The 26,862-nt window shown below is 68.4% G+C and carries 35 protein-coding genes; 22 read left to right on the top strand and 13 right to left on the bottom strand.

The annotated features are described in order from the left end of the window. The gene (locus AC07NI_RS21865; protein ID WP_494623033.1) at positions 1-1,422 is read left to right on the top strand and encodes an FAD-binding oxidoreductase; all 1,422 of its coding nucleotides are present in this window, start codon (positions 1-3) and stop codon (positions 1,420-1,422) included. On the opposite strand, the gene AC07NI_RS21860 is transcribed toward AC07NI_RS21865, so the two are convergent. Both AC07NI_RS21860 and AC07NI_RS21855 read right to left on the bottom strand, forming a co-directional pair. Beyond that, entirely contained in the window at positions 1,397-1,723 is a 327-nt protein-coding gene (locus AC07NI_RS21860) for a hypothetical protein (RefSeq protein WP_494623032.1), read from the bottom strand. The two genes, AC07NI_RS21865 and AC07NI_RS21860, sit on opposite strands and share 26 nt — an antisense overlap. A gap of 9 nt (positions 1,724-1,732) precedes the next feature. Further along, positions 1,733-2,536, bottom strand: a complete 804-nt coding sequence (locus tag AC07NI_RS21855; protein ID WP_494623030.1) for a hypothetical protein — start codon at positions 2,534-2,536, stop codon at positions 1,733-1,735. A gap of 128 nt (positions 2,537-2,664) precedes the next feature. Between AC07NI_RS21855 and AC07NI_RS21850 the strand changes: the two genes are divergently transcribed. Next, a complete protein-coding gene (locus AC07NI_RS21850; RefSeq protein WP_494623028.1) occupies positions 2,665-3,672 on the top strand; it encodes a hypothetical protein in 1,008 nt (335 codons plus the stop codon). Here the strand turns inward: AC07NI_RS21850 and AC07NI_RS21845 are convergent. Together AC07NI_RS21845 and AC07NI_RS21840 are read right to left on the bottom strand one after the other, a co-directional pair. Beyond that, positions 3,669-3,965, bottom strand: a complete 297-nt coding sequence (locus tag AC07NI_RS21845) for a transcriptional regulator (protein ID WP_494623026.1) — start codon at positions 3,963-3,965, stop codon at positions 3,669-3,671. The two genes, AC07NI_RS21850 and AC07NI_RS21845, sit on opposite strands and share 4 nt — an antisense overlap. After that, positions 3,962-4,414 carry a hypothetical protein gene (locus tag AC07NI_RS21840; protein ID WP_494623024.1) on the bottom strand — a complete coding sequence of 151 codons (453 nt, stop codon included), beginning with the start codon at positions 4,412-4,414 and terminating at the stop codon, positions 3,962-3,964. Before AC07NI_RS21840 ends, AC07NI_RS21845 begins: the two co-directional genes overlap by 4 nt. Before the next feature lie 126 nt (positions 4,415-4,540). Here AC07NI_RS21840 and AC07NI_RS21835 point away from each other — a divergent pair, with 126 nt between their 5' ends. The 9 genes from AC07NI_RS21835 to AC07NI_RS21795 all read left to right on the top strand — a co-directional run bounded on the left by AC07NI_RS21835 (position 4,541) and on the right by AC07NI_RS21795 (position 11,077). After that, complete coding sequence (locus tag AC07NI_RS21835; RefSeq protein ID WP_494623022.1) at positions 4,541-4,939, top strand: DUF1801 domain-containing protein; 399 nt, start codon at positions 4,541-4,543, stop codon at positions 4,937-4,939. A 41-nt stretch (positions 4,940-4,980) separates the two neighbouring features. Next, positions 4,981-5,748 carry a peroxide stress protein YaaA gene (gene yaaA / locus AC07NI_RS21830; protein ID WP_494623020.1) on the top strand — a complete coding sequence of 256 codons (768 nt, stop codon included), beginning with the start codon at positions 4,981-4,983 and terminating at the stop codon, positions 5,746-5,748. 96 nt (positions 5,749-5,844) lie between these two features. Further along, positions 5,845-6,642: a 3-hydroxybutyrate dehydrogenase gene (locus AC07NI_RS21825; RefSeq protein WP_494623018.1), complete on the top strand. Its 798-nt coding sequence runs from the start codon at positions 5,845-5,847 to the stop codon at positions 6,640-6,642. A gap of 10 nt (positions 6,643-6,652) precedes the next feature. Continuing rightward, positions 6,653-7,714 (top strand): patatin-like phospholipase family protein, encoded by a 1,062-nt coding sequence (locus AC07NI_RS21820; RefSeq protein WP_494623016.1) that lies wholly within the window; start codon positions 6,653-6,655, stop codon positions 7,712-7,714. After that, on the top strand, positions 7,711-8,133 hold the full coding sequence (locus AC07NI_RS21815) for an NUDIX hydrolase (RefSeq protein ID WP_494623014.1): 423 nt from the start codon (positions 7,711-7,713) through the stop codon (positions 8,131-8,133). The genes AC07NI_RS21820 and AC07NI_RS21815 overlap by 4 nt, the downstream gene beginning before the upstream one ends. Positions 8,134-8,165: 32 nt before the next feature. Beyond that, positions 8,166-8,927, top strand: coding sequence for a site-2 protease family protein (locus AC07NI_RS21810; RefSeq protein ID WP_494623012.1), 762 nt, complete (start codon positions 8,166-8,168; stop codon positions 8,925-8,927). Between the two features lie 61 nt (positions 8,928-8,988). Next, positions 8,989-9,771 (top strand): SDR family NAD(P)-dependent oxidoreductase, encoded by a 783-nt coding sequence (locus AC07NI_RS21805; RefSeq protein WP_494623010.1) that lies wholly within the window; start codon positions 8,989-8,991, stop codon positions 9,769-9,771. A gap of 135 nt (positions 9,772-9,906) precedes the next feature. Next, a complete protein-coding gene (locus AC07NI_RS21800) occupies positions 9,907-10,044 on the top strand; it encodes a hypothetical protein (protein ID WP_494623008.1) in 138 nt (45 codons plus the stop codon). A gap of 67 nt (positions 10,045-10,111) precedes the next feature. Beyond that, a complete protein-coding gene (locus AC07NI_RS21795; RefSeq protein ID WP_494623006.1) occupies positions 10,112-11,077 on the top strand; it encodes an NAD(P)H-dependent flavin oxidoreductase in 966 nt (321 codons plus the stop codon). On the opposite strand, the gene AC07NI_RS21790 is transcribed toward AC07NI_RS21795, so the two are convergent. Next, positions 11,074-11,832: a Crp/Fnr family transcriptional regulator gene (locus tag AC07NI_RS21790; protein WP_494623004.1), complete on the bottom strand. Its 759-nt coding sequence runs from the start codon at positions 11,830-11,832 to the stop codon at positions 11,074-11,076. The genes AC07NI_RS21795 and AC07NI_RS21790 overlap by 4 nt on opposite strands. A gap of 110 nt (positions 11,833-11,942) precedes the next feature. Between AC07NI_RS21790 and AC07NI_RS21785 the strand changes: the two genes are divergently transcribed. Continuing rightward, on the top strand, positions 11,943-12,485 hold the full coding sequence (locus AC07NI_RS21785) for a hypothetical protein (RefSeq protein ID WP_494623000.1): 543 nt from the start codon (positions 11,943-11,945) through the stop codon (positions 12,483-12,485). Positions 12,486-12,494: 9 nt separating this feature from the next. Here AC07NI_RS21785 and AC07NI_RS21780 read toward each other — a convergent pair whose 3' ends face one another. After that, positions 12,495-12,704 carry a hypothetical protein gene (locus tag AC07NI_RS21780; protein ID WP_494622997.1) on the bottom strand — a complete coding sequence of 70 codons (210 nt, stop codon included), beginning with the start codon at positions 12,702-12,704 and terminating at the stop codon, positions 12,495-12,497. 176 nt (positions 12,705-12,880) lie between these two features. Here AC07NI_RS21780 and AC07NI_RS21775 point away from each other — a divergent pair, with 176 nt between their 5' ends. From AC07NI_RS21775 to AC07NI_RS21755, 5 genes are all read left to right on the top strand, one after another. Then, complete coding sequence (locus AC07NI_RS21775; protein WP_494622995.1) at positions 12,881-13,297, top strand: TIGR02301 family protein; 417 nt, start codon at positions 12,881-12,883, stop codon at positions 13,295-13,297. Positions 13,298-13,384: 87 nt separating this feature from the next. Continuing rightward, on the top strand, positions 13,385-14,326 hold the full coding sequence (locus tag AC07NI_RS21770) for an SPFH domain-containing protein (RefSeq protein WP_494623339.1): 942 nt from the start codon (positions 13,385-13,387) through the stop codon (positions 14,324-14,326). A gap of 4 nt (positions 14,327-14,330) precedes the next feature. Beyond that, entirely contained in the window at positions 14,331-14,792 is a 462-nt protein-coding gene (locus tag AC07NI_RS21765) for an NfeD family protein (protein WP_494622993.1), read from the top strand. 103 nt (positions 14,793-14,895) lie between these two features. Continuing rightward, positions 14,896-15,849 (top strand): ABC transporter ATP-binding protein, encoded by a 954-nt coding sequence (locus AC07NI_RS21760; protein WP_494623337.1) that lies wholly within the window; start codon positions 14,896-14,898, stop codon positions 15,847-15,849. Beyond that, complete coding sequence (locus AC07NI_RS21755; RefSeq protein WP_494622991.1) at positions 15,846-16,607, top strand: ABC transporter permease; 762 nt, start codon at positions 15,846-15,848, stop codon at positions 16,605-16,607. The genes AC07NI_RS21760 and AC07NI_RS21755 overlap by 4 nt, the downstream gene beginning before the upstream one ends. Here the strand turns inward: AC07NI_RS21755 and AC07NI_RS21750 are convergent. Together AC07NI_RS21750 and AC07NI_RS21745 are read right to left on the bottom strand one after the other, a co-directional pair. Next, complete coding sequence (locus AC07NI_RS21750; RefSeq protein WP_494622989.1) at positions 16,604-17,071, bottom strand: recombinase family protein; 468 nt, start codon at positions 17,069-17,071, stop codon at positions 16,604-16,606. The genes AC07NI_RS21755 and AC07NI_RS21750 overlap by 4 nt on opposite strands. Before the next feature lie 62 nt (positions 17,072-17,133). Further along, complete coding sequence (locus AC07NI_RS21745) at positions 17,134-17,979, bottom strand: SDR family oxidoreductase (RefSeq protein ID WP_494622987.1); 846 nt, start codon at positions 17,977-17,979, stop codon at positions 17,134-17,136. Positions 17,980-18,058: 79 nt separating this feature from the next. Between AC07NI_RS21745 and AC07NI_RS21740 the strand changes: the two genes are divergently transcribed. Next, complete coding sequence (locus AC07NI_RS21740) at positions 18,059-18,460, top strand: winged helix-turn-helix transcriptional regulator (protein ID WP_494622985.1); 402 nt, start codon at positions 18,059-18,061, stop codon at positions 18,458-18,460. Here AC07NI_RS21740 and AC07NI_RS21735 read toward each other — a convergent pair. Beyond that, positions 18,416-19,261, bottom strand: a complete 846-nt coding sequence (locus AC07NI_RS21735) for a LysR family transcriptional regulator (RefSeq protein ID WP_494622983.1) — start codon at positions 19,259-19,261, stop codon at positions 18,416-18,418. The genes AC07NI_RS21740 and AC07NI_RS21735 overlap by 45 nt on opposite strands. A 101-nt stretch (positions 19,262-19,362) precedes the next feature. Here AC07NI_RS21735 and AC07NI_RS21730 point away from each other — a divergent pair, with 101 nt between their 5' ends. Beyond that, positions 19,363-20,319: an alcohol dehydrogenase catalytic domain-containing protein gene (locus tag AC07NI_RS21730; protein ID WP_494622981.1), complete on the top strand. Its 957-nt coding sequence runs from the start codon at positions 19,363-19,365 to the stop codon at positions 20,317-20,319. On the opposite strand, the gene ftrA is transcribed toward AC07NI_RS21730, so the two are convergent. Beyond that, entirely contained in the window at positions 20,316-21,272 is a 957-nt protein-coding gene (ftrA, locus tag AC07NI_RS21725; protein WP_494622979.1) for a transcriptional regulator FtrA, read from the bottom strand. The two genes, AC07NI_RS21730 and ftrA, sit on opposite strands and share 4 nt — an antisense overlap. Before the next feature lie 87 nt (positions 21,273-21,359). On the opposite strand from ftrA, the gene AC07NI_RS21720 reads away from it, so the two are divergent. Further along, entirely contained in the window at positions 21,360-21,773 is a 414-nt protein-coding gene (locus tag AC07NI_RS21720) for a rhodanese-like domain-containing protein (RefSeq protein ID WP_494622977.1), read from the top strand. Here AC07NI_RS21720 and rnhA read toward each other — a convergent pair. Genes rnhA through ispH form a run of 3 tightly spaced genes read right to left on the bottom strand, consistent with a single transcriptional unit; the run spans position 21,770 to position 24,172 of the window. After that, entirely contained in the window at positions 21,770-22,219 is a 450-nt protein-coding gene (rnhA, locus tag AC07NI_RS21715) for a ribonuclease HI (protein WP_494622975.1), read from the bottom strand. The genes AC07NI_RS21720 and rnhA overlap by 4 nt on opposite strands. Continuing rightward, on the bottom strand, positions 22,216-23,169 hold the full coding sequence (gene thrB, locus AC07NI_RS21710; protein ID WP_494622973.1) for a homoserine kinase: 954 nt from the start codon (positions 23,167-23,169) through the stop codon (positions 22,216-22,218). Before thrB ends, rnhA begins: the two co-directional genes overlap by 4 nt. Positions 23,170-23,212: 43 nt before the next feature. Continuing rightward, positions 23,213-24,172: a 4-hydroxy-3-methylbut-2-enyl diphosphate reductase gene (gene ispH, locus AC07NI_RS21705; RefSeq protein WP_494622971.1), complete on the bottom strand. Its 960-nt coding sequence runs from the start codon at positions 24,170-24,172 to the stop codon at positions 23,213-23,215. Positions 24,173-24,316: 144 nt separating this feature from the next. Between ispH and AC07NI_RS21700 the strand changes: the two genes are divergently transcribed. Further along, positions 24,317-25,054: a Tat pathway signal sequence domain protein gene (locus tag AC07NI_RS21700; RefSeq protein WP_494622969.1), complete on the top strand. Its 738-nt coding sequence runs from the start codon at positions 24,317-24,319 to the stop codon at positions 25,052-25,054. Further along, the gene (gene argS, locus AC07NI_RS21695) at positions 25,051-26,853 is read left to right on the top strand and encodes an arginine--tRNA ligase (RefSeq protein ID WP_494622967.1); all 1,803 of its coding nucleotides are present in this window, start codon (positions 25,051-25,053) and stop codon (positions 26,851-26,853) included. Before AC07NI_RS21700 ends, argS begins: the two co-directional genes overlap by 4 nt. The last annotated feature ends 9 nt before the right edge of the window (positions 26,854-26,862 follow it).

Below are 26,862 nucleotides of genomic sequence, written 5' to 3'. Positions count from 1 at the left end.
ATGACCAAGCCCGTTCCCCCAAAAGACTTGGAAAGCGTCGTCTCCCGGATCAAGGCCGTCCTCGGCGAGGGCGGTTGGAGCCAGGACCCGCAGGTTCTCGCGCCGCATCTGGTCGAGTGGCGCGGTCGGTGGAAGGGCGAGACGCCGCTGCTGGTGACACCGCGCACGACCGCCGAGGTCGCCGCCGTGGTCGGCATCTGCGCCGCCGAGGGCGTGGCGATCACGCCCCAGGGCGGCAATACCGGCCTCGTCGCCGGCCAGATCCCGCACGGCGAAATCCTGCTCTCGACTACGAAGCTGAAGGCGATCCGCGACGTCGATCCGCTGGACGACGCCATGGTGCTGGAGGCCGGCGTCACCCTGTACGAAGCCCACCAGCAGGCTGCCCGCGTGGGTCGCCGCTTCACGGTCGGCGTGGCCTCGGAAGGCTCGTGCACGATCGGCGGTTTGATCTCGACCAATGCCGGCGGCACGGCCGTATTGCGCTACGGCATGATGCGCGAGCAGGTGCTGGGCATCGAAGCCGTCCTTCCCAATGGCGAGATCTGGAACGGCCTCAAGCGCCTGCGCAAGGACAACACCGGCTACGACCTCAAGCAGCTGTTGATTGGGGCCGAGGGCACGTTGGGCATCGTCACCGCCGCCTCGCTGAAGCTGCATGCGCCGCTGGCCTCGCGGGCCGTGGCGGTCGTGGGGCTGAACTCGCCGGCCGATGCGATCCAACTGCTGGCCCGCGCCAAGGACGAGACCGGCGGCGCCGTCGAGGCGTTCGAGCTGATGGGCCTGCTGGGCTTTGCCCTGACCATCCGCAACGTGCCGGGCCTGCGCGATCCGCTGCCGACCGAGCATCCCTGGTACGTGCTGATCGAGATCGCCAGCGGCGAGCCTGGGACGGCCGAGGCGGCGCTGGAGCGGCTGCTGGCCAAGGCCCTGGGCGACGGCCTGATCGCCGATGCCGCCGTGGCCCAGACCGAGACCCAGATGAAGACCTTCTGGCACATCCGCGAGGGCCACTCGGCCGGCCAGAAGCCCGAGGGCGCGGTGTGGAAGCACGACATCTCGGTGCCGGTCTCGAAGATCCCGGCCTTTATCGAGCAGGCCGACGCGGCGCTGGAAGAGGCTTTCCCGGGCGTGCGCATCATCGCCTTCGGCCATGTCGGCGACGGCAATGTCCACTACGATGTGCTCAAGCCCGTCGGCGCGGACGACGACGCCCATGACACGCTGCGCGAGCAGGGGGCCAAGATCGTCCACGACATCACCGCCGGTTTCTCGGGCTCGATCAGCGCCGAACACGGCCTGGGGGCGATGAAGACGGCCGAGGCCCTGACCTACAAGGACCCGATTGAAGTCGCGGCCCTGCGCGCCATCCGAGGCGCGCTGGACCCCAAGCGGATCATGAACCCGCGGATTCTGTTCTAGCCAACTCGCGCCGCTTGCGGGCCCGCAGGGTCTGCAGCACCAGCACGGCGATCGCGCCAGCCGGGATCACCGCCTTGTAGAAGCCCGGCTGCGAGTTCGGACCCAGCACGTTGATGGCCAGCGGGATAAAGCCCCAGTGGCCGGTGCTCTGCTCCATCCAGAACGCCCCGACCCCGACGAAGCACAGCAGCGCCCACACGATGCGGAACCGCAGGGTCCGGTCGCGGGCGACCATGAACAGCGCCACGATCATCGGCAGCGGCCAGGTAAGGGCGGCCACGAGGCCAAGGGTCTGGGTCATCCGGCGTTCCTAGGCGCCGGCGGCGGTCTCGTCCAGCGTCAGAAGGGCCTTGGCTTCGCGCCGAGCCTTGGCGACGCGCCAGAATGCCACCAGCGCGCCGATCGGCAGGGTGAACTTCACGATGTACGGGAAGAAGCCCAGGAAGCCCTGCGTGGTCGCCCCGACGCCGATCAGGGCCAGGGTCAGGGGATTGAAGAGGACCTGTCCGGTCGACCAGTCCATGGACACCGATCCCATGCCGGCCAGGGCCACGATCGCCCACAGCCATTTGCGCTTGAAGCGCGGCGCCCTGACGACCGCCACCAGGGCGGCGAGCATGGTCACGGGCGACAGGAGGGTCAGGGCCAGGAACAGCCAGTGGCCGGGCGGCTTGGCGAGCGTGAAGCGGTTCGGGGTCAGCTGGGCATCGGTGGCCCGCTGCAGATGGACATACTCCGCCCGCCAGGCGCCGCCCTTCGGCCGCTTCAGGCGGATGTCGTAGAGCACGCCCTCGCCGGGATAGGTCAACTCGTACTGGAGCGACAGCGACTCGGTCTGGCCGTACCCGTGAAAGAAGTTGATCAGCCGGCGGTGGCTGGGCTCGCCAGGTGGCGTGTAGGCGCGGAGCTGCCGAAACTGGCTAGGCGTGATCACGGCGGAGGCCTCGGGTGTCAGCCTGGCCCGCATGGCGCCTTCGTTGGCGTCCCTGACGGCCCGGAGCACGTCCATGGCCACGGCCTCGGCCGCCGGGTCGGTCTTCAGCGTGACGCAGGCCGTCAGCAGGCTGGCCGCCGCCAAGACGGCGATCGTCGCCACGATCTTGAGCACGCGCATCAACTCATCCCCCGATTGGGCGGAAAGCTCGCCAAAGCCACAGGTTTTGTCCAGAGGCTTCACCGTTGCTCAACCCCTGGGCGGTCATAAGCGAGCTCAGGGTCGGTCAGGGGACCGAGGGGAAGATCATGAAGCTCGGTTTGGTCGCGACGGTGTCGGCTTGCGTCCTGCTCAGCGCTTGCGCGTCGGTGACGCGCGGCTCGACCGACGCCTGGGAGGTCAACAGCGACCCGATCGGCGCGCGGGTCGAGACCTCCAACGGCTTCTTCTGCGACGCCACGCCCTGCGCCATGCGCATGAAGCGCAAGAGCGAGTTCGTCGCGACGGTGACCAAGCCGGGCTACAAGCCGGCCACCATCTCGGTCACCCACAAGACCGCCAAGGCCGGGGCCGCCGGCATGGCCGGGAATGTCCTGGTCGGCGGGCTGATCGGGGTCGTCGTCGACTCCTCGACCGGCGCCACCCAGGACCTGGTGCCCAACCCGGCTTTCGTGAAGCTGGAGCCGGCGGGGCCCTACGACCGCTTCGCCGAGGCGCCGCCGCAGGACGCCCTGCCGCCGCCCGAGCCGATCCGGCAGCCGGCCTATGCACCGCCACCGCCGCCCGCGCCCGTCTACACGCCCGCGCCGCCTCTGCCTCCGGTCTATGCGCCGGCCCCGCCTCCGCCGCCGATCTACACGCCCACGCCGCTCGCCGGCGCTCCGGTCGCGGCCCCGCCGCCGCCTCCGCCGCCGGTGGTCAGCAGCAGCAACATCATCAAGGGCACGGCCTATCTGCGCACGCGCAACGGCCTGACCCGCAGCTGCGCCGGCTCGCCGGTGCGGTTGTTCCCGCGCGGCCCATCGACGGTCGCCTTCGTGCGTCAGGCCTATGGCTCGGAGACGGGCGGTTTCGCCCGCCGGACGAGCTGGGAGTCGCAGCCGTTCGATCCGGTGGTGACGGTTCTCACCTGCGACGCCCAGGGCGGCTTCGCCTTCGACCGCCTGCCCGACGGCGAGTACTACGTCGCCGCCGTGGTCAGCATCGAGACCCAGGCCGGCAATGGCGGCAACTACATGGTCCAGGAAGGCGGTACGATCGTCAGCCTGGTCTCGGTCTCGGGCGGTTCGGTCAAGCCGATCGTTCTGACGCGCTAGGCTTCAGGTACTCCGGCCATCATCGCTTTCAGCGCCGCCAGGTGGCCCTTCAGCGCCTTGCGGCCGTGGGGCGTCAGCGACAGCCAGGTGCGCTGGCGACCGTCGGACGCGGCCTTGCGGACCTTGACGTAGCTGGCTTCCTCCAGGGTCTTCACGTGCTTGGAGAGCACCGACTCCGAGACGTCCAGCGCCTCGCGGACGGTGGCGAAGTCGATGGTGTCGGCCTGGGCCAGCATGCAGCACATCTGCAAGCGGTTGGGGGCGTGGATCACCGGGTCCAGCTCGGCGCTCACAGCCCGGTCCCGTCGCGCAGGTCGGCGCGGAAGGCCGCTTCCCAGACGAAGCCGCCGGCGGTGGCCGCCACGGCAATGATCGCGCCCGCCAGGAACGGCGCATTGGTCACGTGCTTCATGTGGAAGAGCCAGCCGGACACCGCCGCCAGGCCGCCGCAGAGGGTCGCCAGCCCCACGGCCACGATCCGGGTGCGGCCCGAGCGATAGCCATAGATCCACATCCCGGTCTTGCGGATATAGGCCTTGACCAGCAGCCAGCACCCCAGGCCGAAGAGCGCGAAATAGGCGTATTGCCAGGGCAGTGGCGCGGCCTGGATCGCGGCGAGGCCGCCCATCAGCAGGCCCAGAACCGAGTGGTACCAGATCGGCGCCTTGGCGCGTTCGGCCAGGTCCGCATTGGCGGCTTCGACCTCGGCCAGCATGCGCAGGGCGTCTTCGTCTCGGGTCACGGGGACCTCCTTACTTTCCATTGCGGAAAGTCATATCGATTCACTTTCCGAATTGGCAAGTGAAAACTTTCCATCACGGAAAGTGATGGACTCGACAACGACGTCAGGCGGAGGCCTGATGGCGGCATGAGCACGCTGTTCCGCTTCTCCAGCGCCGTGCGGCGCCACCCCGAGGTCGAAGCCTGGTTCTCCGGCCACGAGCCGATGCGCCAGCGGGTGCAGCCGTGGTTCGAGCGGCTGCGCGAGGCTGGCGAGGATGTCCGCGAGCTGCTGCATGACGGCCATCCGACCGCCTGTGTCGACGAGGCCGCCTTCGCCTATGTCGACGCCTTCACCGCCCACGCCAATATCGGCTTCTACGAAGGCGCGTCGCTGCCTGACCCGGCCGGCCTGCTGGAGGGCACCGGTAAGCGCATGCGGCACGTCAAGCTCCGGTGGGGTCAGCCGGTCGACGAGGCGGCGCTGGCCGCGCTGATCGTCGCCGCCCATGGGGACATGCGCCGGCGTGTCGACTCCGGGGAATGACTAGCTGGCGCCGCCGCGCTTAAGTCTCTATCTCCCCGGCCATGCTGATGGTCATTTCGCCCGCCAAGTCGCTGGACTTCACCGCCCCCACGGCCGTGCTGCCCCTCACCACGCCGGCGCTGAAGCCCCAGATCGCCGAGCTGGCCAAGGTCACGCGCAAGCTGACGGCCGCCGATCTGAAGCGGCTGATGCACATCTCCGACGCCCTGGCCAAGCTGAACCGCGAGCGGTTCCAGGCCTTCGATTCCGAACTCGAGGACGGCCTGCAGGCGGTCATCGCCTTCAACGGCGATGTCTATGGCGGCCTGGCCGCGCGTGAACTGGATCGCCCGGCCCTGGAGTGGGCCCAGGATCACCTGCGGATCCTGTCGGGCCTCTACGGCGTGCTGCGCCCGTTCGACGCCCTGCAGCCCTACCGCCTGGAGATGGGCACGCGCCTGAAGACCAAGCGCGGTTCGAACCTCTACGACTTCTGGGGCGAGACGATCTCCAAGACCCTCAACGCCGCCGCCGAGGGCCACGAGGACCCGACCCTGGTGAACCTGGCCAGCCAGGAATATTTCGGCGCCGTCGACGCCAAGGCCCTGAAGCTGCCGGTCGTCACCTGCCACTTCAAGGAAGAGAAGGCCGGCGAGCTGCGGGTGCTGGGCTTCTTCGCCAAGAAGGCCCGGGGCCGCATGGCGCGCTACATCATCGACAACCGCGTCGACCGCGCCGAGGGGCTGAAAAGCTTCGACCTGGACGGCTACGCCTTCAAGCCGAGCCTCTCGACCGAGTCCGACTGGGTTTTCGCTCGCCGGCAGCCCTGAATTCATCTACTGGTGAATTTATAAAGGCTCGCTCTTCGCAATGGCGAGTTATATGTTGCGCCGCAACATTATTAGGGCGTCATCAGGAGCGTTCCCATGGCCGTCGACTTCGGTTTGCAGGGGCAGGTCGCCATCGTCACCGGCTCGACCAGCGGCATCGGCCACGCCTTGGCCGACGCGCTCGCGGCCCAGGGCGTCAACATCGTCATGAACGGCCTGGGCGAGATGAACGCCATCGAGCGGGCCCGGGCCGAGATGGCCGAGAAGCACGGCGTCGAGGTGCTGTATCACGGCGCCGACATGACCAAGCCGATCGAGATCGCCGACATGGTCCGCGCCGCCAAGGCCGAGTTCGGTGAGCTGGACATCCTGATCAACAACGCCGGCGTCCAGCACGTGGCCCCGATCGAGGACTTCCCGGACGACAAGTGGGACCTGATCATCGCGATCAACCTGACCTCGGCCTTCCACGCCACCAAGGCGGCGGTGCCGATCATGAAGGACCAGGGGCGCGGGCGGATCGTCAACATCGCCTCGGCCCACGGCCTGGTCGCCTCGCCGTTCAAGTCGGCCTATGTCGCCGCCAAGCACGGTATCCTGGGCCTGACCAAGACGGTGGCTCTCGAGGTCGCCGAGCACGGCATCACCTGCAACGCCATCTGCCCGGGCTTCGTGAAGACCCCGCTGGTCGAGGCCCAGATCGCCGACCAGGCCAAGGCCCGCGGCATCTCGGAAGAGGCCGTGATGAAGGACGTGATCCTGGCCGCCCAACCGACCAAGCAGTTCGTCACCTTCGAACAGCTGGGCGGCATGCTGTTGTATCTGGTCTCCGACGCCGGGGCTTCGGCCAATGGCGCCGCGTTCCAGATCGACGGCGGCTGGGTGGCGCAATAGGCTGGGCCCCGTGCCCATCCCGCCCTTCACCAAGAAGAAGTCCGGCCCCCGGACGCTGAGCCTGGCCCTCCAGGGCGGCGGCTCGCACGGCGCGTTCGAGTGGGGCGTGCTCGACCGCCTGCTGGAAGAGGACGACCTGGAGATCCGGGCGGTGACCGCCGCCTCGGCCGGGGCGATGAACGCTGTCTGCCTGGCGCAGGGCCTGATCGACGACGGCAAGGCGGGCGCCCGCAAGCGGCTCGACTCGTTCTGGCGGCAGGTGAACCGTCAGGGCGGCCGCAACGTGTTCGGCGACACCTCGATCTGGACCAGTGCGTTCGGCGGCGGGGCGGACTGGCTGAAGAACACCCCCGGCTGGCGGATGGCCGAGACCTTCGCCCTGTCGCTCAGCCCCTACGAGTTCAACCCGTTCAACCTGAACCCGCTGCACGACGCGCTGGAAGGCGAGATCACCTTCAGCCAGATCCGCGAGAAGAGCCCGATCAAGCTCTATGTCGCCGCCACGGCGGTGCGGACCAGCAAGTCGGTGATCTTCCGCGAGACCGTGCTGACGGCGCGCCACATCATGGCCAGCGCCTGCCTGCCGCAGGTGTTCCAGGCGGTGGAGATCGACGGCGAGCCCTACTGGGACGGCGGCTTCCTGGCCAATCCGCCGCTATGGCCGCTGTTCTATGACGACACGCCGGACGACATCCTGATCGTCAGCCTCAACCCGTTCGTCCGCGACGAGACGCCCAAGACGCCGGGCGAGATCATGGACCGGCTGAACGAGATCACCTTCAACGCCTCGCTGGCCTCGGAATTGCGGGCCATCGGCTTCGTTCAGAAGCTGCTGGACGAGGGGCTGCTGAAGGACAACGCCCGGGGCCGCTATCGCCGGATGCTGGTCCACGCCATCACCGCCGACAAGCCGCTGGCGGACCTGTCGCTGTCGACCAAGTTCGACACCGAATGGAGCTTCCTGACCGACCTCAAAGAACGGGGACGGAAGGCGGCGGACGCGTGGCTGGCCGACTGCGGAAACTGTATCGGTGTGAAGTCCTCGGTCGACCTGAAAGTCGGATTCCCATGAGCAGCAACCCCGTGCCGACCGTCGGCGTCGTCTGCCTGCGCGGCGACGAGGTCCTGCTGATCCGGCGCGGCACCCCGCCCAGGCTGAACCAGTGGAGCCTGCCGGGCGGACGGCTGGAGTGGGGCGAGACCCTGGCGGTCGCCGCCCTGCGCGAGCTGAAGGAAGAGACCGGCGTCGAGGCTCAACTGCTGGGCCTGCTGGACGTGGTCGATGGCGTCTTCCCGGCCCGTCCGGGCGGCGAGATCACCCGCCACTACGTGATGATCGACTACGCCGCCCGCTGGACCGGTGGCGAGCCGGTGGCCGGGGATGACGCGGCCGAGGCGAAGTTCGTGTCGCGGGATGAGGCCATGGCGCTCGTTGAGTGGGACGAGACGCGGCGGGTGATCGCGGAAACGTTCGAGAAGTTCGGGGTCTAGTATCCCGAGGTTGCGCGTGCTCAATCGCAACCATGACCCTCGTCGAAGCCCGCGCCCCGCGTACGTCCCTCAGTCCCAACGCCCTGATCCTGATCGCCGCCGTGGTCGGCCTTGGCTGGGCGGTGGCCGCTGAGTTGCCGCCGGCCGGCCCGCTGACCTTCGCCTTTGTCGCCGCCGCCTGGATCCTCAGCGTCGGCATCCACGAGTTCGGCCACGCCTTCGTCGCCCACAAGGCCGGCGACACGACGATCGTCGAGAAGGGTTATCTGACCCTCGACCCGCTGAAATACACCGACCTCGTCACCACCATCATCTTCCCGCTGATCGCCCTGGCGCTGGGCGGCATCGGCTTCCCCGGCGGCGCGGTCTATCTGCGCGAGGACCTGATGCGCTCGAAGGGCTGGCGCTCGCTGGCCTCGCTGGCCGGGCCGCTGGGGACGCTGGCGGTGCTGATCGCCCTGGCCGTCGCCCTGCCGTTCGTGGTCTCCGACGCCCTGCGCGATGCGCTGTCGCTGCTGGCCCTGCTGCAGGCCAGCGCCCTGGTCCTCAACCTGCTGCCGATCCCCGGCCTGGACGGCTACGGCGTCATCCGGCCGTTCCTGCCCGACGGGGTGCGGGCGAAGATGGTCAGGATCGAAAAGATCGGCTTCCTGATCCTGTTCGCCCTGATCTTCTGGGTCCCCGGCGTCAGCAAGTTCATCTTTGGCGCGGCCTTCGTGATCACCGACCTGATGGGCGTGGCGCGGCCGGCGATCGGGGCCGGCTGGCAGGCCTTCCATTTCTGGGGCTCTTGACCTTCCGCGCCTGACCGCTTCTCCTTCAAACAAATGTTTCAAGGATAAGAGGGAGGTTCGCATGGCCTACGCGCCGTTCAATCTGTCGGGCAAGGTGGCCCTGGTCACCGGCGGCAACCGGGGCATCGGTCTCGGCATGGCCAAGGCGATGGCCCAGGCCGGGGCCGACATCGTCATCTGGGGCTCGAACCTCGAGCGCAACCTCGCCGCCGAGCAGCAGCTGACCACCCTGGGCGTCCGCGTGAAGGCCCAGACCGTCGACGTCTCCGACGAGGATCAGGTCCGCGAAGGCATGGAAGAGGCCGTGGCCGCCATGGGCCGCGTGGACAGCGTCTTCGCCAATGCCGGTATCGGCTACGGCTCGCCGTCGTTCGTCGAGATGAAGACCGAGACCTATCGCAAGGTGCTGTCGGTCAATCTGGACGGCGTGTTCTTCACCCTGCGCGAGGCCTGCCGCCACATGGTCGAGCGGGCCAAGACCGGTGATCCAGGCGGCTCGCTGGTCGGCATCGCCTCGCTGGCCGCCATCGAGGGCGCGGCGCGCAACGAGGCCTATGCGGCCACCAAGGGCGCGGTGATCTCGATGATCAAGTCGGTCGCCGTCGAGCATGCTCGGTATGGGGTACGCGCCAACGCCATCCTGCCGGGCTGGATCGCCACCGACATGACGGCCGGGGCGCAGGAGAACGCCGCCTTCGCCGAGAAGGTCATCCCCCGTGTGCCGGCCCGCCGCTGGGGCGAGCCCGAGGACTTCGGCGGCATGGCCGTCTATCTGGCCTCGGACGCGTCCAGCTACCACTCGGGGACGACCCTGGTGATCGATGGCGGATACTCGATCTTCTAGAGATGCGTTTCTTGGACTCTGAAGTCCAATAAAAACCTATGTAAAACAGCCTCTTGCGGAACCGCGCCGGCGGTGAGACAGTTTCTTGAAGGCAGTCCCGACATCAGATCGGGACGCCGACGAGGAAACAACAAGATGACGCCTCAAGACGTTGTCAGCCTGGCGCCGCCGCGCGGCTTCCTGACGCTGATTGCCCTGGTCCTGACGGCCATGGCCAGCTGCTTCTGGACCGCCGAGTCGGACGTCGAGGCCGAGCTGGTGAAGCGCGGCTAACCTCGCGGCAGGCTTGCGGGCCTGGGCGTGGCGCGAAACCCTCCCTGAAACAACGGGAGGAACGGTTATGGGCCTGCGCACGCCGCTCTGCGATCTTCTGCATATCGAGCATCCGATCCTTCTGGCCGGCATGGGCGGGGTTTCGTACGCGCCCCTGGCGGCGGCCGTGTCGAACGCGGGCGGCTATGGCGTGTTGGGCATGGCCGGGACCTCGCCGGACTTCATCCGTCAGCAGATGCGCGAGGTGCGGAGCCTCACCGACAAGCCGTTCGGCGTCGATCTGCTGGCCGCCACGCCCGACGCCCTGACCGCCAGCGTCGAGGTGATCATCGAAGAGGGGGCCTCGTCCTTCATCGCCGGCCTGGGCGTGCCTCTGCCGATCATCGAGCGGCTCAAGGCGGCCGGCCTAAAGGTTATGGTCGTCTGCGGGGCGGTGAAGCACGCCGTGAAGGCCGAGCAGGCCGGTTGCGACGCCGTCATCTGCCAGGGCGGGGAGGGCGGTGGTCACACCGGCCTCGTAGGCACCCTGCCGCTGGTCGCCCAGGCGGTCGAGGCCGTGAAGATCCCGGTGATCGCCGCCGGCGGGCTGCACGACGGCCGAGGTCTCGCCGCCTCTCTGGCCCTAGGTGCGCAAGGCGTCTGGATGGGCACCCGCTTCATCGCCAGCCATGAGGCCCATGCCGGCGACCTCTATCGCCAGGCGGTGGTCGAGGCGGCCGACGAGGACACCGTCCGCACCCGCTGCTACTCGGGCAAGCCGATGCGGGTGCGCAAGAACCCCTATGTCGATGACTGGGAGGCGAGGCCGGCCGACATCCAGGGCTTTCCGCAGCAGGCCATGGTCTCGATCCGGGCCGGAGCCATGGGCGGCATCGGCGGACAGATCGAAGGCCTCGATCCGGAGAAGTCCTGCTTCGCCATGGGCCAGAGCGCCGGCGGCGTGCGCGAGGTGCTGCCGGCCGGCGAGATCGTGGCGCGTCTGGTCAGCGAGGCCGAGGCGGCGCTGGACCGCGCCAGCGCCTTCCGCACCTAACGTTCGTGCGCCGGCAGGATGCGCTTGAAGTGGGCCTCGACGGCGTCGTGGCACTCGCAGGCGCGTTTCTCAAGGCCCGGGCGATCGAGGATCTCGACCTTGCCGCGGCCGATATGGATGACCCGGGCGTCCTGCAGCGCGCGGGCGACGGCGCTGATGGTGGTGCGCTGCACGCCCAGCATCTGGGCCAGGGTCTCCTGGGTCAGGCGGATCGGCTCCCGGCCCGAGCGGTCGTGGGCGAACAGCAGCCAGCGGCAGACGCGCTGTTCGATCGGGTGCAGGGCGTTGCAGGCGGCGACCTGCATCATCTGGGCGATGAACACGTCGGCGGCGCGATCGAACAGGTCGCCGACGGCGGCATGGCGCAGCTTGACCTCCTCCAGCTTGGCGGTCGGCAGGCAGAAGGCATGGCCCGGCACACGGACCACGGCGCGGCCGTAGGCCGGCTTGAAGCCGGCGCTGACGACGCCGCCGATCGCGCCCTCGAAGCCGATGCTGGCGGCCTCGATCTCCTGGCCGTCGGACGTGACGACCAGCAGCGAAGCCTGGGTCGGGCCGCAGGGCAGGTAGGTGTGTTCGACGTCGTCGCCGACATCGAACAGCACCGCGTCGGCCGGCAGGTCGACCAGCACCAGGTGCGAGATCAGCTCGGCCAGGGCGTCGGGGCGCAGGGCGGCCAGCAGGCGATTGGACTCGTAGGACGGCGCGGCGTCGCCCTCGGCGGTGCTGCGGACGATGCGGGTGATGGCGGTCATGCTTACCTCCCGTGAAGCTCGACTGCTTAAGCGCGTGGGGCACGGCTTAGTTTCCCGTGGACGGCGAGACTCTTCCGAAGCACCCTCCCGCCGGGCCTGGGAGAACCAAGATGATCGCCAAGCGACACCTGCGGAAAAGGCTGAGCCAGTATGGCGCGCTGTGGCTCGGATCGTTCGTTCTTACGCTCTTCGTCATGGCCGCCATGGTCTTCGGCGTCAGGATGCCGCTGGCCGATACCGCCGACCTCGTCCTGCCGATCGCCCTGGCGCTGCTGGGCCTGGCGGTGATCACCGGCGTCGGGATCACCGTGGCCACGGACGTCAGCCTGTCGACCAAGTCGCTGATCACGGCTCTCGCCCTGCTGCTGGTCCTGCCGCTGCTGTGGGCGCCGGTCCTGGCGGTGGTGGTCACCGCCGCCATCGCCGGGGCGTCGGTGGAGTATTCCGCCGCCTACGCCCAGTTCCGGATCACCGTCAGCCACCTGATCTATCCGCTGGCGGCCATGCTGGGTGAAGATCCGTTGATCGGCCTCATCTGGCAGGCGTTCCAGGTCGTCGCATCCGTGGTGGGCGCGGTCGCGTCGGCGCTTCAGGTGTGGCGCGTCATCAAGCCGTTCCTGTACGGCGAGGACGAGGAAATTGCCGAGGCCTAGCTCAGCCCCTTAGCTGAGAGTCGTCGGGCTGAGCGGCGCCCAGTCCTCTTCCTGCTCGTACAGCATCACAGGCAGGCCCAGGCCGGCCGGGTGTTCGGCCAGGCGTCGGGCCGCGGCGCGGGCTTCGCCGCGCGTCTCGTAGGCGCCAAAGCGCAGGTTGTCGCCGATGATGGACCAGCGATCGCCGACCCGCACGACACCATAATGCACCTCAGTCATGGCTAGACCTCCTTGCAGTATCCACAGGGAAACCCCGATCTGTGGCGATCGCAAGGCCTTTATGACTCAAGCTTTTTTGACACCGAGAGACATTTCATCCCCAGATCGGCCGCAAACCGTTCGCCCGTCAGGCGCGGGACGGTGACAGGTTCGCGCGCATTGGCGATAACAGGCTCATGTCGCGTCCGTTCCTTATCGGCGTTCTCCTCAGCGCCCTCGTCGCTGCTCCGGTCCTGGCTCAAGAGCGGGCCGCGGACGAGCGTCAGCGCCTTCTGGACCTGGCCTATACGCTGGGCGAGAGCCACGCCCTGCGCCAGGCTTGCCAGGGCGAGACCGACCAGTTCTGGCGCTCGCGCATGGTCCGCCTGACCGAGGTGGAGCAGGCCGACCAGGCCTTCGACGCCCAGCTGCGCGAGCGGTTCAATACGGGCTTCGCCTCGCGCCGCAGCGAATATCCGACCTGCGACGAGGCCAGCCACAAGGCCGAGCAGGCCGCCGCCCGCAAGGGCCAGGCCCTGGCCCACAAGCTCTCGCAATCGGTCCGCCAGGCCCAGGCGCCGGATTCCGTGGCGGACGACGAGGGAGCGCGCTAACCTCTACCGGAAGTTAGTGGAGGAGCGTCGCTCTTGGGCACGTCCATCGTGGTTCTGGTCCTGCTGATCCTGGCCTTCGTGCTGGTGATGAGCGTCATCAAGATCGTGCCCCAGGGGCGCGAGTTCACCGTCGAGCGGTTCGGCCGCTACACCCGCACCCTCAAGCCCGGCATCAGCATCCTCACGCCCTTCGTCGAGACGATCGGGCGCCGGGTCAACATGATGGAACAGGTGCTGGACGTCCCGCAGCAGGAGGTCATCACCAAGGACAACGTGTCGGTGAAGGTCGACGCGATCGTCTTCATCCAGGTGATGGACGCCGCCGCAGCCGCCTATCGGGTCGACAACCTGATCTACGCCATCACCCAGCTGGCCCAGACCAACCTGCGCACCGTCGTCGGCTCGATGGAGCTGGACGAGGTGCTGAGCCAGCGCGACGCGATCAACACCCGCCTGCTCTCGACCATCGACCACGCCACCGGTCCGTGGGGCGTGAAGGTGGCGCGCATCGAGATCAAGGACCTGACGCCGCCGCCGGACATCACCAACGCCATGGCTCGCCAGATGAAGGCCGAGCGCGAGAAGCGCGCGGTGATCACCGAGGCCGAAGGCGAGAAGCAGTCCCAGATCGCCCGCGCCGAAGGTCAGAAGCAGTCGGCCATCCTGCAGGCCGAGGGCCGCCGCGAGGCCGCCTTCCGCGACGCCGAGGCCCGCGAGCGCGAAGCCGAGGCCGAAGCCAAGGCGACGACCTTCGTCTCGGAGGCCATCGCCAAGGGCGACGTCAACGCCATCAACTACTTCATCGCCCAGAAGTACGTCGAAGCGTTCGGCGAACTCGCCCGCAGCCCGCAGCAGAAGACGGTCATCGTCCCGGCCGATTTCGCCGGCCTGACCGGTACGGTCGCCGGCGTCAGCGAGCTGATCAAGAGCCTGGGCGCGGATACGCCGAAGGCTCCTCCGCCGTCGCGGTCCGCTTCGACCGCCTCGACCGCTACGCCGACCAGCCCGCCTCCGAAGCGCGGAGCGTAAGGTCATGGGCGCGCTCGCCGGCTTCTACGTCCTGCATCCGTTCTGGCTGTGGCTGGCCATCGCGGCCATCTGCCTGGCCATCGAGGTCTCGACCGGCACCGGCTGGCTGCTCTGGCCGGCCGCCAGCGCCTTCGTGGTCGGGCTGATCGCCCAGGCGGTCCACCCGGGCGCGGTGTTGGAGATCGGGCTCTTCGCGGTGCTGACCATCGCCTTGACCTATCTGGCCCGGCGCTTCCTCCGGCCGGTGCTGGAGCCGAAGAACGCCGACCTCAATGACCCGCTGCAACGGCTGATCGGCCAGCGCGGCCAGGTGCTGTCGACCTTCGAGCAGGGTCGCGGCCGGGTGTTCGTCGACGGCAAGGACTGGGCGGCCGAGACCGAGGAGCCGATCCCGGCGATCAGCCAGGAAGTGGTGGTCACGGGCATCGACGGCGCGGTGCTGAAGGTCCGCAAGCTGCCGACCTGACCGGCGGCTGCTGACAGAAGTCAGCGCTTGCCCCTGTTATCCCGCTTGGGCGACACCATTTACGGCCCGCATCAGCCACCTAGCAGGGCACGCGCGACGCTGCATCGTCGCGTTTAGGGGAGACGGCGTGACTTCAATCATATCGGTAAAGGGTCTGACCAAGACCTATGCGTCCGGCCATCAGGCCCTCAAGACGATCGACCTCGACATCCGGCAGGGTGAGATCTTCGCCCTGCTGGGCCCGAACGGGGCGGGCAAGACCACTCTGATCAGCATCATCTGCGGCATCGTGAACCCGAGCCTCGGCGTCGTGCTGGCCGACGGCCACGACGTGGTGAAGGAATACCGCGCGGCCCGCTCCAAGATCGGCCTGGTGCCGCAGGAGCTGAACACCGACGCCTTCGAGACGGTGTGGGCCACGGTCAGCTTCTCGCGCGGCCTGTTCGGCAAGCCGCGCAACGACGCCCTGATCGAGAAGATCCTTCGCGACCTGTCCCTGTGGGACAAGAAGGACAGCAAGATCATGGCGCTGTCGGGCGGCATGAAGCGCCGGGTGATGATCGCCAAGGCGCTGAGCCACGAGCCGACCATCCTGTTCCTAGACGAGCCCACCGCCGGCGTCGACGTCGAGCTGCGCCGCGACATGTGGGAAATGGTCCGCCAGCTGCGCGAGAGCGGCGTCACCATCATCCTGACCACCCACTATATCGAGGAGGCCGAGGAGATGGCCGACCGGATCGGGGTGATCAACAAGGGCGAGATCATCCTGGTCGAGGAGAAGTCTGTCCTGATGCGCAAGCTGGGCAAGAAGCAGCTGACCGTGCACCTGCGCGAGCCGCTGACCGCCTTGCCGACGGGCCTGGCTGCCGACGCCTCGCTCAGCCTGATCAATGACGGCGCCGATCTGGTCTACACCTTCGACGCCCAGGCCGACGACACCGGCATCGCCGACCTGCTGCGCCGCCTCTCCGAGAACGGCGTCGACTTCAAGGACCTCAAGACCGACCAGAGCTCTCTGGAAGACATCTTCGTCAGCCTGGTGAGGGCCCCGCAATGAACCTCTACGCGATCAAGGCCATCTACCGCTTCGAGATGGCGCGGTGGTTCCGCACCCTGTTGCAGAGCATCTTGGCGCCGGTCATCTCGACCTCGCTGTATTTCGTGGTGTTCGGCTCGGCGATCGGCTCGCGCATGCAGTCGATCGACGGCGTCAGCTATGGCGCCTTCATCATCCCGGGCCTGGTGATGCTGTCGCTGCTCAGCGAGAGCATTTCCAACGCCTCGTTCGGCATCTACATGCCCAAGTGGGCCGGCACGATCTACGAGCTGCTCTCGGCCCCCGTGGCCTGGTTCGAGGCCGTCACCGGCTATGTCGGCGCCGCCGCCACCAAGTCGATCTGCCTTGGCCTGCTGATCCTGGCCACCGCCCGGATCTTCGTGCCGTTCGAGATCGCCCACCCGTTCGTGATGCTGCTGTTCCTGGTCCTGACCTCGGTGACCTTCAGCCTGTTCGGCTTCATCATCGGCGTCTGGGCCGACAACTTCCAGAAACTGCAGATCGTCCCGGCCCTGATCGTGACGCCGCTGACCTTCCTGGGTGGCAGCTTCTACTCGATCAAGATGCTGCCGCCGATCTGGCAGAAGGTCACCCTGTTCAACCCCGTGGTCTATCTGATCAGCGGCTTCCGCTGGAGCTTCTACGGCCAGTCGGACGTCGGCGTCGGCGTCAGCCTGGCCATGACCGGCGTGTTCCTGGTCATCTGCCTGACGGCGGTGGGCTGGATCTTCAAGACGGGCTACCGGCTGAAGGTCTAGTCCTCGGACTCGTCCTCAAGGGGCGGCGTGCCGGCTTTCAGGCCCTGCACGCCGCCGCCCTTCACGCCCTTGCTGACCAGGGCCGCTTCGGCGGCCTTGACCATGGCGCGTTCGCCATTGAAGGCCGTCAGGGTCTCGACCGTGGCGAAGAAGCCGGGATCGGTGTTGGTGTCGATCTCGGGCTGGGCCACGACCAGGTGCAGGCCCAGGCTCTTGAGCTTCAGCACCGCCTCCATCAGGTCGGTCGTCGTGCCGGCTAGCGAATGCAAGCTGAGCACCGCCAGGGTCCCGCCGGGCTCCAGCGCCGCCAGGGCCTTGTCGAGGCCCGGGCGGATAATGGCGTTGGTCAGGCACCGGTCGCTGAACACTTCCTGGCAGCCCAGGAGCAGCAGGCGCTCCTCCTGGACCGGGCTGAAGAAGACGCCCCTGACGGGCGGCAGGCGGTAGTAGCCGACGCGGTTCATCGCGCCGGCTTGGCAGTCCCGGCGGCCCTTGGCGAGGACTTTCCGGGACCACCCACAGCTTCTTAGGCCAGCAGGCTCGCGACCAGTGCCGAGATCGGCGTGGTCGGACGGCCGATCAGCCCCGATAGCTGCTTGCCGTCGTCGAACAGCCCGCCTTGCGATGCGCCGACGTCCGACTGGGCCAGGATCGCGGCGAAGGCGGCGGGCAGGCCGTGGCTCTCCAGCGCCTTGGCGTAGTCGGCCTCGGGCAGGTCGTTGTACGGGATGGTCTTGCCGGCCTTTGCGGAGATCTCGGCGGCGAGGTCAGCCAGGGTGAAGGCCGTGTCGCCGGCCAGCTCGTAGGTCTTGTTCTCGTGGCCATCCGTGGCCAGCACCACGGCGGCGGCCTCGGCATAGTCCGCCCGGGCGGCGGCCGAGATCTTGCCAGTGCCTGCGCTGCCGATCAGCGCGCCCGACGCCACCGCGCCCTGGATCGCACCGGCATAGTTCTCGGTGTACCAGCCGTTGCGCAGCAGGGTGTAGGCGAGGCCCGAGGCCTTCAGCAGCGCCTCGGTGGCCTTGTGCTCGTCGGCCAGGCCGATCGGTGTCGTGTCGGCGCGCAGGATGCTGGTGTAGACGATCCGCTTCACGCCCGCGGCCTTGGCGGCCTCGATGACGGCGCGGTGCTGGGCCAGGCGCTGGCCGACCGCGTTGCTGGAGATCAGCAGCAGGGTGTCGACGCCGGCGAGCGCCGGACCCAAGGTCTCGGGCTTGGCGTAGTCGGCGGCGCGGGCGGGCACGCCCAGGCCGGCGGCCTTGGCCGGGTCGCGAACCAGGGCGACGATGTCGCCGGCCGGAACGCGGGTCTTGAGGCTTTCGACGACGAGGCGGCCCAGCTGGCCGGTGGCGCCGGTGATGGCGATGGTCATGATCGTTCTCCCGATTTGAATGACAGGAGCGATCTGGGCGCCTTGCTTACTTTCCGTAAGTACCCACATGAATGTAAGTATGAAAGAAACTCCCGTCCCCCTTTCGGAGAAGCTGGCGCGCGGTGACCTGATGGCCCGCGACTGCCCGTCGCGCGCGGTGCTGATGCGCGTCACCAGCCGCTGGGGCGTGCTGGTGCTGATGACGCTGGAGACCGGCATGCACCGCTTCAGCGAACTGCGCCGGGCGATCGAGGGCGTCAGCGAGCGGATGCTGGCCCAGACCCTGCAGCAGCTGGAAGGCGACGGCTTCGTGCGCCGCGTGGCCTATCAGGTCGTGCCGCCGCACGTGGAATACAGCCTCACGCCCCTGGGCCTGGAGGTCGCCGAGAAGGTGCGCGGCCTCGCCGACTGGATCGAGCTGAATATCGAGCGGATTTTAGTTCGCGAGCATGTCGAGGGCGACGTCGAGGAACGCGCGTAGGCGGGCGTTGCGGCGCAGGTCGCGGTGGTAGCCCAGCCAGGTGTCGCGGCCAGGCGGGCCTTCGCCCAGGTCGATCCGCTCCAACCCTGAGAGACCCTCGCCCAGCGGACGCGGCAGGACGGCCAAGCCCGCGCCCAGTTGGCAGAGCCGCGCCTGGACGTCGCGGTTGTTGCTGCGCGCGCCGATCGTGGCCTTGGGCAGGGTCTTCCGCAGCCAGGTCACGTCCGGCAGGCCGTCGAAGGCGGTGTCCATGGTGATCAGCCGCACGCCCTCGCCGTCGCCGGGATGCGGCGCGCCCGCCGCTTGGTAGAGGCCATACGGCATGTGCAGCAGCTTGCGGACCACGACGTCCGGCTCGTCGAACGGCCGGATGCGGAAGGCCAGGTCCGCTTCGCGCCGGGCTAGGCTGTAGGGGCGGGTGTCGGTTAAGAGCTCGACCGTGACGCTGGGATGCAGGGCGCCGAACCGCGCCACGACGGGCGCGAGGATATGGACGCCGAACCAGTCCGAACACGCCACCCGCAACAAGCCCGACAGGCCGCGCCCGGCGTCCAGGGTGCGCTGGATGGCCAGGGCTTCCTCCTCCAGCCGCTCGGCGTGGGGTAGGATCGCCTCGCCCTCGGCGGTCAGGACGAAGCCCTCGGCGGTGCGCTGGAACAGGGTCTGGCCGAGGGCCTCTTCCAGCGCGCGGACCCGACGGCCCATGGTCGGCTGGCTCTGGCCAAGCGCGCGGCCGGCCGCGCCGAGGCCGCCGGTGCGGGCCACCGCCAGGAACACCTGCACGTCGCTCCAGTCCATCATCGGCGCATCCATTCAAAACTGAATGGAAGTGATGCGATATCGTTGGATTTCAAACAAGCAGTCAGGGTCTATCTGGAGGGCGCTTTCAACGGAGGTCTTCCATGACCCAAGCCCCTTCCACGATGCGCGCCGCAGTCCTCGAGGCCTATGACGCGCCGTTCCGTCTGACAGAGATCGCCAAGCCCGTCGCGGGCGCTGGCCAAGTCCTGGTCCGTGTCACCGCCGCCGGTCTGAACCCGCTGGACGGCAAGATCCGCGTCGGCCAGGCCGCTCACGCCCGTCAGCCGGCCCCGGCCGTGCTGGGTCTGGACATGGCCGGTGTGGTTGAAGCCATCGGTCCCCGTGTCGAAGGTTTCCGGGTTGGGGACGCGGTCTACGGCCTGACCGGCGGCGTCGGCGGCCATCAAGGCGCGCTGGCCGGTTTCCAGGTGGTCGACGCCCGCCTGCTGGCCAAAGCTCCGGCCAACCTGACCGCCCGCGAGGCCGCCGCCCTGCCGCTGGTGGTGATCACCGCCCGGGAGGGTCTGGTCGATCGCGCCAAGGTCTCGGCTGGCCAGTCGGTGCTGGTGATCGGCACCGGCGGTGTCGGCCTCGCTGCCATCCAGATCGCCCAGGCGCGTGGCGCGAGCGTCACCGCCGTCGACACTGCCACCAAGCGCGAAACCGTCGAGCGCCTGGGCGCGCGGTTCATCGACCGCGAGGCGGCGATCAGTGAGACCTTCGACGTCGTCTACGACACGGTCGGCGCCCTGGACGTCGCCTTCGGGGCCGTGGCCCGCAACGGCCACGTGGTCTCCAGTCTCGGCTGGGGTTCGGTCGCCTTGGGTCCGCTGTCGTTCAAGGCGGCCAGCTATTCGGGCGTCTTCACCTTGCTGCCGCTGCTGACCGGCGAGGGCTTGGCCGCGCACGGCGAGATCCTGCGCCAGGCGACAGTCCTGGTCGAAGCCGGCCGCCTGGTTCCGCGCCTCGACCCGCGTCGTTTTACCCTGGATCAGGTCGACGAGGCCTTCGCGGCCCTGGCTGGCCCGACCGACGGCAAGCTGGTCGTCGAGATCTAGGCTCTGGCGAACCGCGCCCGGTATGCACCGGGCGTGGTCGAGAACTGCCGGCGGAAGTGGTGCCGCAGCGCTGGCGCGCCCAGGCCCACGGCCTCGGCCACCTGCTCGATCCCGGCTGGCGAGGTCTCCAACAGGTCCCGCGCGCGGTTCAGGCGTTCGGCCAGCAGCCAGCGGGCCGGGGTCTCTCCGGTGGCGGCCTCGAACCGGCGCAGGAAGGTCCGCTCGCTCATCCCCGCCGCGCCGGCCAGAGCCTTGATCGTGTGGCCGCCCGTGAGGTCGGCCCGCATCCGGTCGAGGATCGGCCCCAGCCGCGAGGCCTCGTGCGCCACGGGCACTGGTCGCTCCACGAACTGGGCTTGGCCGCCGTCGCGATGCGGCGGCACCACCAGCCGGCGGGCGACGGTGTTGGCGGCCTCCGGCCCGAAGTCGCGGCGGATCAGGTGCAGACCCAGGTCGATCCCCGCCGCGCTGCCGGCCGAGGTCAGCAGGTCGCCCTCGTCGACATAGAGCACGTCCGGCTGCACCGCGATCGCCGGATACCGCTCGCGCAGGGCGTCGGCATAGCGCCAGTGCGTCGTCGCCCGCCGTCCATCCAGCAGGCCCGTCGCCGCCAGCACGAACACCCCCGAGCAGATCGACATCAGCCGCGTGCCGTTGGCATGGGTCTTCCGCAGCGCCTCGATCAGCGGCGCAGGCACGGGCTGGTCCATCCCCCGCCAGCCCGGCGCGACGATGACACTGGCCTGCTCCAGCAGCTCCAGCCCGCCGTCGCCGACGATCCGCACGCCGCCCAGACCCCGCAGGTCGCCCGGCTCCACGGCGGCGGTGGCGAAGCGGTACCAGTCCGCGCCCATCTCCGGCCGGGGCAGGGCGAACAACTCCACCGCCACGCCGTATTCGAACGTGCAGAGGCCGTCATAGGCGAGGGCGACGATGAAAGGCTGGTTTGGCATGATCTTTACGGTCGCTGTCGATCTTGCCAGCTAACGCGACCGCGACCGAGCGGGCAAGTCTCTAGGCGTCAACCGCTGGAGACCCCCATGAGCACCGTGTCCGAAATCCCCGCCGCGTCCTTCCGCGACGCCGCCGCCCACTTCGCCGCGCGCCTGTCGCTGGAGACCGACTGCTCTGACGTTGGCGCCGCCCTGAAGGCCGGCGACGTCGATTTCGTCCTACTGCACGTGGTCGGCTCGTCGGAGGCCTATGCCCGCCGCCACGTGCCGGGCGCGCTGCACCTGCGCCACGCCGACATCAACGCCGAGCGGATGGCGGCGTGGCCTGCGGATACCCTGTTCGTGGTCTATTGCGCCGGCCCGCACTGCAACGGCGCCGACCGCGCGGCGCTGAAGCTGGCGCGCCTGGGCCGTCCGGTGAAGCTGATGATCGGCGGCATCACGGGCTGGGAGGATGAGGGCCTGCCGTTCGCGACGGGTCCCGAGCCGGGTAGCCTCTAGACGAAGCGCGGATTGGCCTTGCGCAGGCCTTCGTTGGCCAGCGCGTCGGCGCGTTCGTTCAGCGGATGGCCGGCGTGACCCTTGACCCAGCGCCAGTCGACGTCGTGCCGCTCGCGCGCGGCGTCGAGACGCTTCCAGAGGTCGTCGTTCTTTACGGGGCTCTTGTCGGCCGTCCTCCAGCCGCGGGCCTTCCAGCCCTTGATCCACTCCTGGATGCCCTTCATCACGTACTGGCTGTCGGTGTGCAGCTCGACCTTGCAGGGGCGATTGAGCAGCTCCAGCGCCGAGATCGCGCCCATCAACTCCATGCGGTTGTTGGTGGTCGCCGGCTCGCCGCCGCAGATCTCTTTCTTCTTGTCGCCGTAGAACAGGATGGCGCCCCAGCCACCCGGGCCGGGATTACCCTTGCAGGCGCCGTCGGTATAGATCGTGACCTTGGGCGTCATGCGAACAGCACGAGCCCTTCGCGGTGGACGGCCAGCTTGCGCTCGTATTCCAGCGGGTCCTTGGGCCGGACCAGCGCGCCGGCGGGCGTCGAACCCCAGTCGGCCAGCCGGGTCAGGAAGAAGCGGATCGCCGCGCCGCGCGCCAGGATCGGCAGGGCTTCCTTCTCGGCCGGGCTCAGCGGCCGGCGGCGCTCATAGCCGTTCAGCAGCGCCTTGGCGGCGGTGATGTTGAAGCTGCCGTCGGCCTCGAAGCACCAGGCGTTCAGGGTTACCGCCACGTCGTAGGCGTAGCTGTCCTCGCAGGCGAAATAGAAGTCGATCGCCGCGGCGAACTTGCCGTTCGACTGGAAGAAGACGTTGTCCGGGAAATAGTCGGCGTGGATGACGCCCGACGGCAGGTTCCGGGGCCACATCAGCGACAGCTGCGCCAGGTCGTTGTCGATGGTCGCCGACAGGCCGGGCTTGAGGTCCTCGGCCGCCTTGCGGTGCTTGGAGAACAGCGGCGACCAGGACGCCTGGCCCAGGTCGTTGGCGCGGCGGCCGGGATAGCCCTCGCCGGCCAGGTGCAGCCAGGCCAGGCCCTCGCCGGCCTCGCGGCAGTGGGCGACCGTGGGCTTGCGCACCGACAGGCCGGGCAGGAACTCGACGATGGCGGCGGACTTGCCGCGCAAGGTCGCCAGGGTCTTGCCGTTGCGGTCGGCGATCGGCCGGGCGCTGGGATAGCCCTTGTCGGCCAACCAGGTCAGCAGGTTCAGGAAATAGGGCAGCTCCTCGGCCTTCACCCGCCGCTCGTAGACGGTCAGGATGTAGCGGCCCTTCTCCGTCTCCAGCAGGAAGTTGGAGTTCTCCACCCCCTCGGCGATGCCCTTGAACGCCAGCGGGGCGCCCAGGTCGTATCCGCCCAGGAAGGCTTCGAGTTCAGCGTCGGTGATGTCGGTATAGACGGCCATGGCGTCGGGATGCTCGACGCGAGGCTGGCGGTCAAGACAGCTCTTAGGCCGTCAGCAGCCTCGGCAGCTTGAAGGTGATGGTCTCGCGGGCCTCGACCAGTTCCTCGACGGTGGTGTCGAAGCGGGCCGAGATCGCGTCGATGACGCCTTGCACCAGGTCTTCCGGAGCCGAGGCGCCGGCGGTCAGGCCCACGCGGGTGACGCCGTCGAACCAGGCCCAGTCGATGCCGGTGGCGTCATCGATCAGATGGGCGGCGGTGGCGCCGGCCTTCAGGCCGACCTCCATCAGGCGCACCGAGTTGGACGAGTTCTTCGAGCCGACCACCAAGACGAGCTCGGCCTGTTCGGCCAGGTGCTTGACCGCGTCCTGGCGGTTGGTGGTGGCGTAGCAGATGTCTTCCTTGTGCGGGGCGGCGATGCCCGGGAAGCGCTCGCGCAGCAGGGCGACCATGTCGGCGGTGTCGTCGACCGACAGGGTGGTCTGGGTCAGGAAGGCGACGTTGGCGGCGTCCTTCGGCTCCCAGGCGGCGGCGTCGTTGATGTCCTCGATCAGGGTGACCGAGCCCTCGGGCAGCTGGCCCATGGTGCCGATGACTTCCGGGTGGCCGGCGTGGCCGATCAGCACGATCTCGCGACCGGCGTCGAAGTGCTTCTGGGCCTCGACATGGACCTTCGAGACCAGAGGGCAGGTGGCGTCCAGATAGATCATCTGGCGGGCCTTAGCCTCGGCCGGCACCGACTTGGGCACGCCGTGGGCCGAGAACACCACCGGACGATCGTCGGGGGCTTCCTCGAGTTCCTCGATGAACACCGCGCCCAGAGCCTTGAGGCGGTCGACGACGTGGCGGTTGTGGACGATCTCGTGACGGACATAGACCGGGGCGCCGAACTTCTCGACGGCGCGCTCGACGATCTGGATGGCGCGATCCACGCCGGCGCAGAAGCCGCGCGGGCTGGCCAGCACGAGCGAGATCGGGCGACGGATCGGGGTCTGGGCGTTCATGGCGCGGAAACTAGTCTCTCAGGCGGCCCGGCGCCAGGAGTCTGCGTCGTTGCGACGTCACGCATATGCCTTTATCAGGCTGCATGACGCCGAAGGGTCCGCATGGTCCCGCTTGGCTCTTCTTTTTCTCGAACCGGACGTTTCATGCGCCGCATTCTTCCGATCGCCATCAGCGCCCTGATGGCCGTCTCGTTCGTCGCGACGGCGACGACTGTTCACGCGCAGATGGGACCGGGCGGCGGCCAGGGCGGCCAAGGCGGCCCTGACGATGACGGCGCCGCGGCCAAGAAGAAGAAGCGCGACGAGGAGTGGAACCAGCCCAAGGCGCCGCTGCAGCAGCTGCGCAACGCCGGCCCGTGCCCCTATGTGAAGGTGCTGTACGACGCCAGCCGCTATGTCGAGTTCAAGGACGGCAAGGAAGCCGCCAACCAGGCCGGCTTCACGGGCGAGATCCAGAGCATCGCCTCGGGCTGCGCCTACAAGACCAACGAGCCGATCAAGATCCGCATCGAAGCCCTGTTCCAGCTGGGCCGTGGTCCGCAGGCCGAAGGCGACAAGCACGTCTACCGTTACTGGGTCGCCGTCACCGAGCGGAACCAGTCGGTGATCGCCAAGGAATATTTCGACCTGCCGGTGTCGTTCGCGTCCGGCCAGGATCGCGCCTACGCGACCGAGACCATCGAGCAGATCACCATTCCGCGCGCCGACGACAAGGTCAGCGGCAGCAACTTCGAGGTCCTGCTCGGCTTCGACGTGACCCCGGAAATGGCCGCCTTCAACCGTGACGGCAAGCGCTTCCGCGTCAACGCCGGCCAGACCGTACAAGCCCAGCAGGCTGGGCAAGCAGGCCAAACCCCAGCAGGGACGACCACCAAGCAATGAACGATTTGAAGCGGTCCCTGAGCGAGGCGGCCGCGGCCGCTTTCCAGGCCGCCGGACTGCCTCCCGAATTTGGACGCGTCACCGCCTCCGACCGTCCCGACCTGGCTGACTTCCAGTGCAATGGCGCCCTCGCGGCCGCCAAGAGCGCCAAGCGCAATCCGCGCGAGATCGCCGTGCAGGTCGTCGATATCCTCAAGGGCGACCCGCGCCTGGCCTCGGTCGAGATCGCCGGCGTCGGCTTCATCAACATGCGCGTCAGCGACGAGGCTTTGTCGGCCCGCGCCCGCGAGATCGCCTCGGACGACCGCGCCGGCGCCCAGCTGTTGGACGCGCCGCGTCGGGTGCTGATCGACTATGCCGGCCCGAACGTGGCCAAGCCGATGCACGTGGGCCACCTGCGCGCCTCGATCATCGGCGAGTCGGTCAAGCGCCTGTACCGCTTCCGCGGCGACGAGGTGGTCGGCGACGCCCACTTCGGCGACTGGGGCTTCCAGATGGGCCTGCTGATCAGCGCCATCATGGACGAGGACGCCTTTATCAACGCCCTGATGCAGAAGCTGCCGGAAGCCCCGCGCGGCTTCTCGTCGGCCGACGAGGCCAAGGTGATGGCCGAGTTCGAAAGCCGCATCACCCTGGCCGACCTCGACCGCATCTATCCGGCCGCCTCGGTGCGCCAGAAGGAAGACCCGGCCTTCAAGGAACGGGCCCGCAAGGCCACCGCCGAGCTGCAGAACGGCCGCTTCGGCTACCGCCTGCTGTGGCGTCACTTCGTCAATGTCAGCCGCGTGGCCCTGGAGCGCGAGTTCCACGCCCTGGGCGTCGACTTCGACCTGTGGAAGGGCGAGAGCGACGTCAACGACCTGATCGAGCCGATGGTCCATCAGCTGGAGGCCCAGGGCCTGCTGGTCGAGGACCAGGGCGCCCGCATCGTCCGCGTGGCCCGCGAGGGCGACAAGCAGGACGTGCCGCCGCTGCTGGTGGTGTCGTCGGAAGGCTCGGCCATGTACGGCACGACCGACCTGGCCACCATCCTGGATCGCCGCAAGTCGTTCGACCCGCACCTGATCCTCTACTGCGTGGACCAGCGCCAGGCTCTGCACTTCGAGACCGTGTTCCGCGCCGCCTATCTGGCCGGCTATGCGGAAGAGGGCTCGCTGGAGCATATCGGCTTCGGCACCATGAACGGCACGGACGGCAAGCCCTTCAAGACCCGCGCCGGTGGCGTCCTGAAGCTGCACGACCTGATCGAGATGGCCCGCGAAAAGGCCCGCGAGCGCCTGCGTGAAGCCGGCCTGGGCGCCGAGCTATCGGAAGAGGCCTTCGAGGAGACGGCCCACAAAGTCGGCGTCGCGGCCCTGAAGTTCGCCGACCTGCAGAACTTCCGCGGCACCTCGTACGTCTTCGACCTCGACCGCTTCACCAGCTTCGAGGGCAAGACCGGCCCGTACCTGCTGTACCAGTCGGTGCGCATCAAGAGCGTGCTGCGCCGCGCCGCGGAAGCCGGCGCCGTCGGTGGCCGCATCGTGATCCACGAGCCGGCCGAGCGGGACCTGGCCATGCTACTGGACGCCTTCGAGGGCGCCCTGCAGGAGGCTTACGACAAGAAGGCCCCGAACTTCGTGGCCGAGCACGCCTACAAGCTGGCTCAGTCGTTCTCGAAGTTCTACGCGGCCTGCCCGATCATGAGCGCCGACACCGAAGAGCTGCGCGCCTCGCGCCTGACCCTGGCCGAGACCACCCGCCGCCAGCTGGAACTGGCCCTGGACCTGCTCGGCATCGAAGCGCCGGAGCGGATGTAGATCCCGAGC

Source organism: Caulobacter sp. GW821-FHT10E02 (assembly GCF_059415225.1).
The sequence above is the reverse complement of the archived record's forward strand: the minus strand, read 5'-3'. Positions and strand labels throughout refer to the sequence as shown.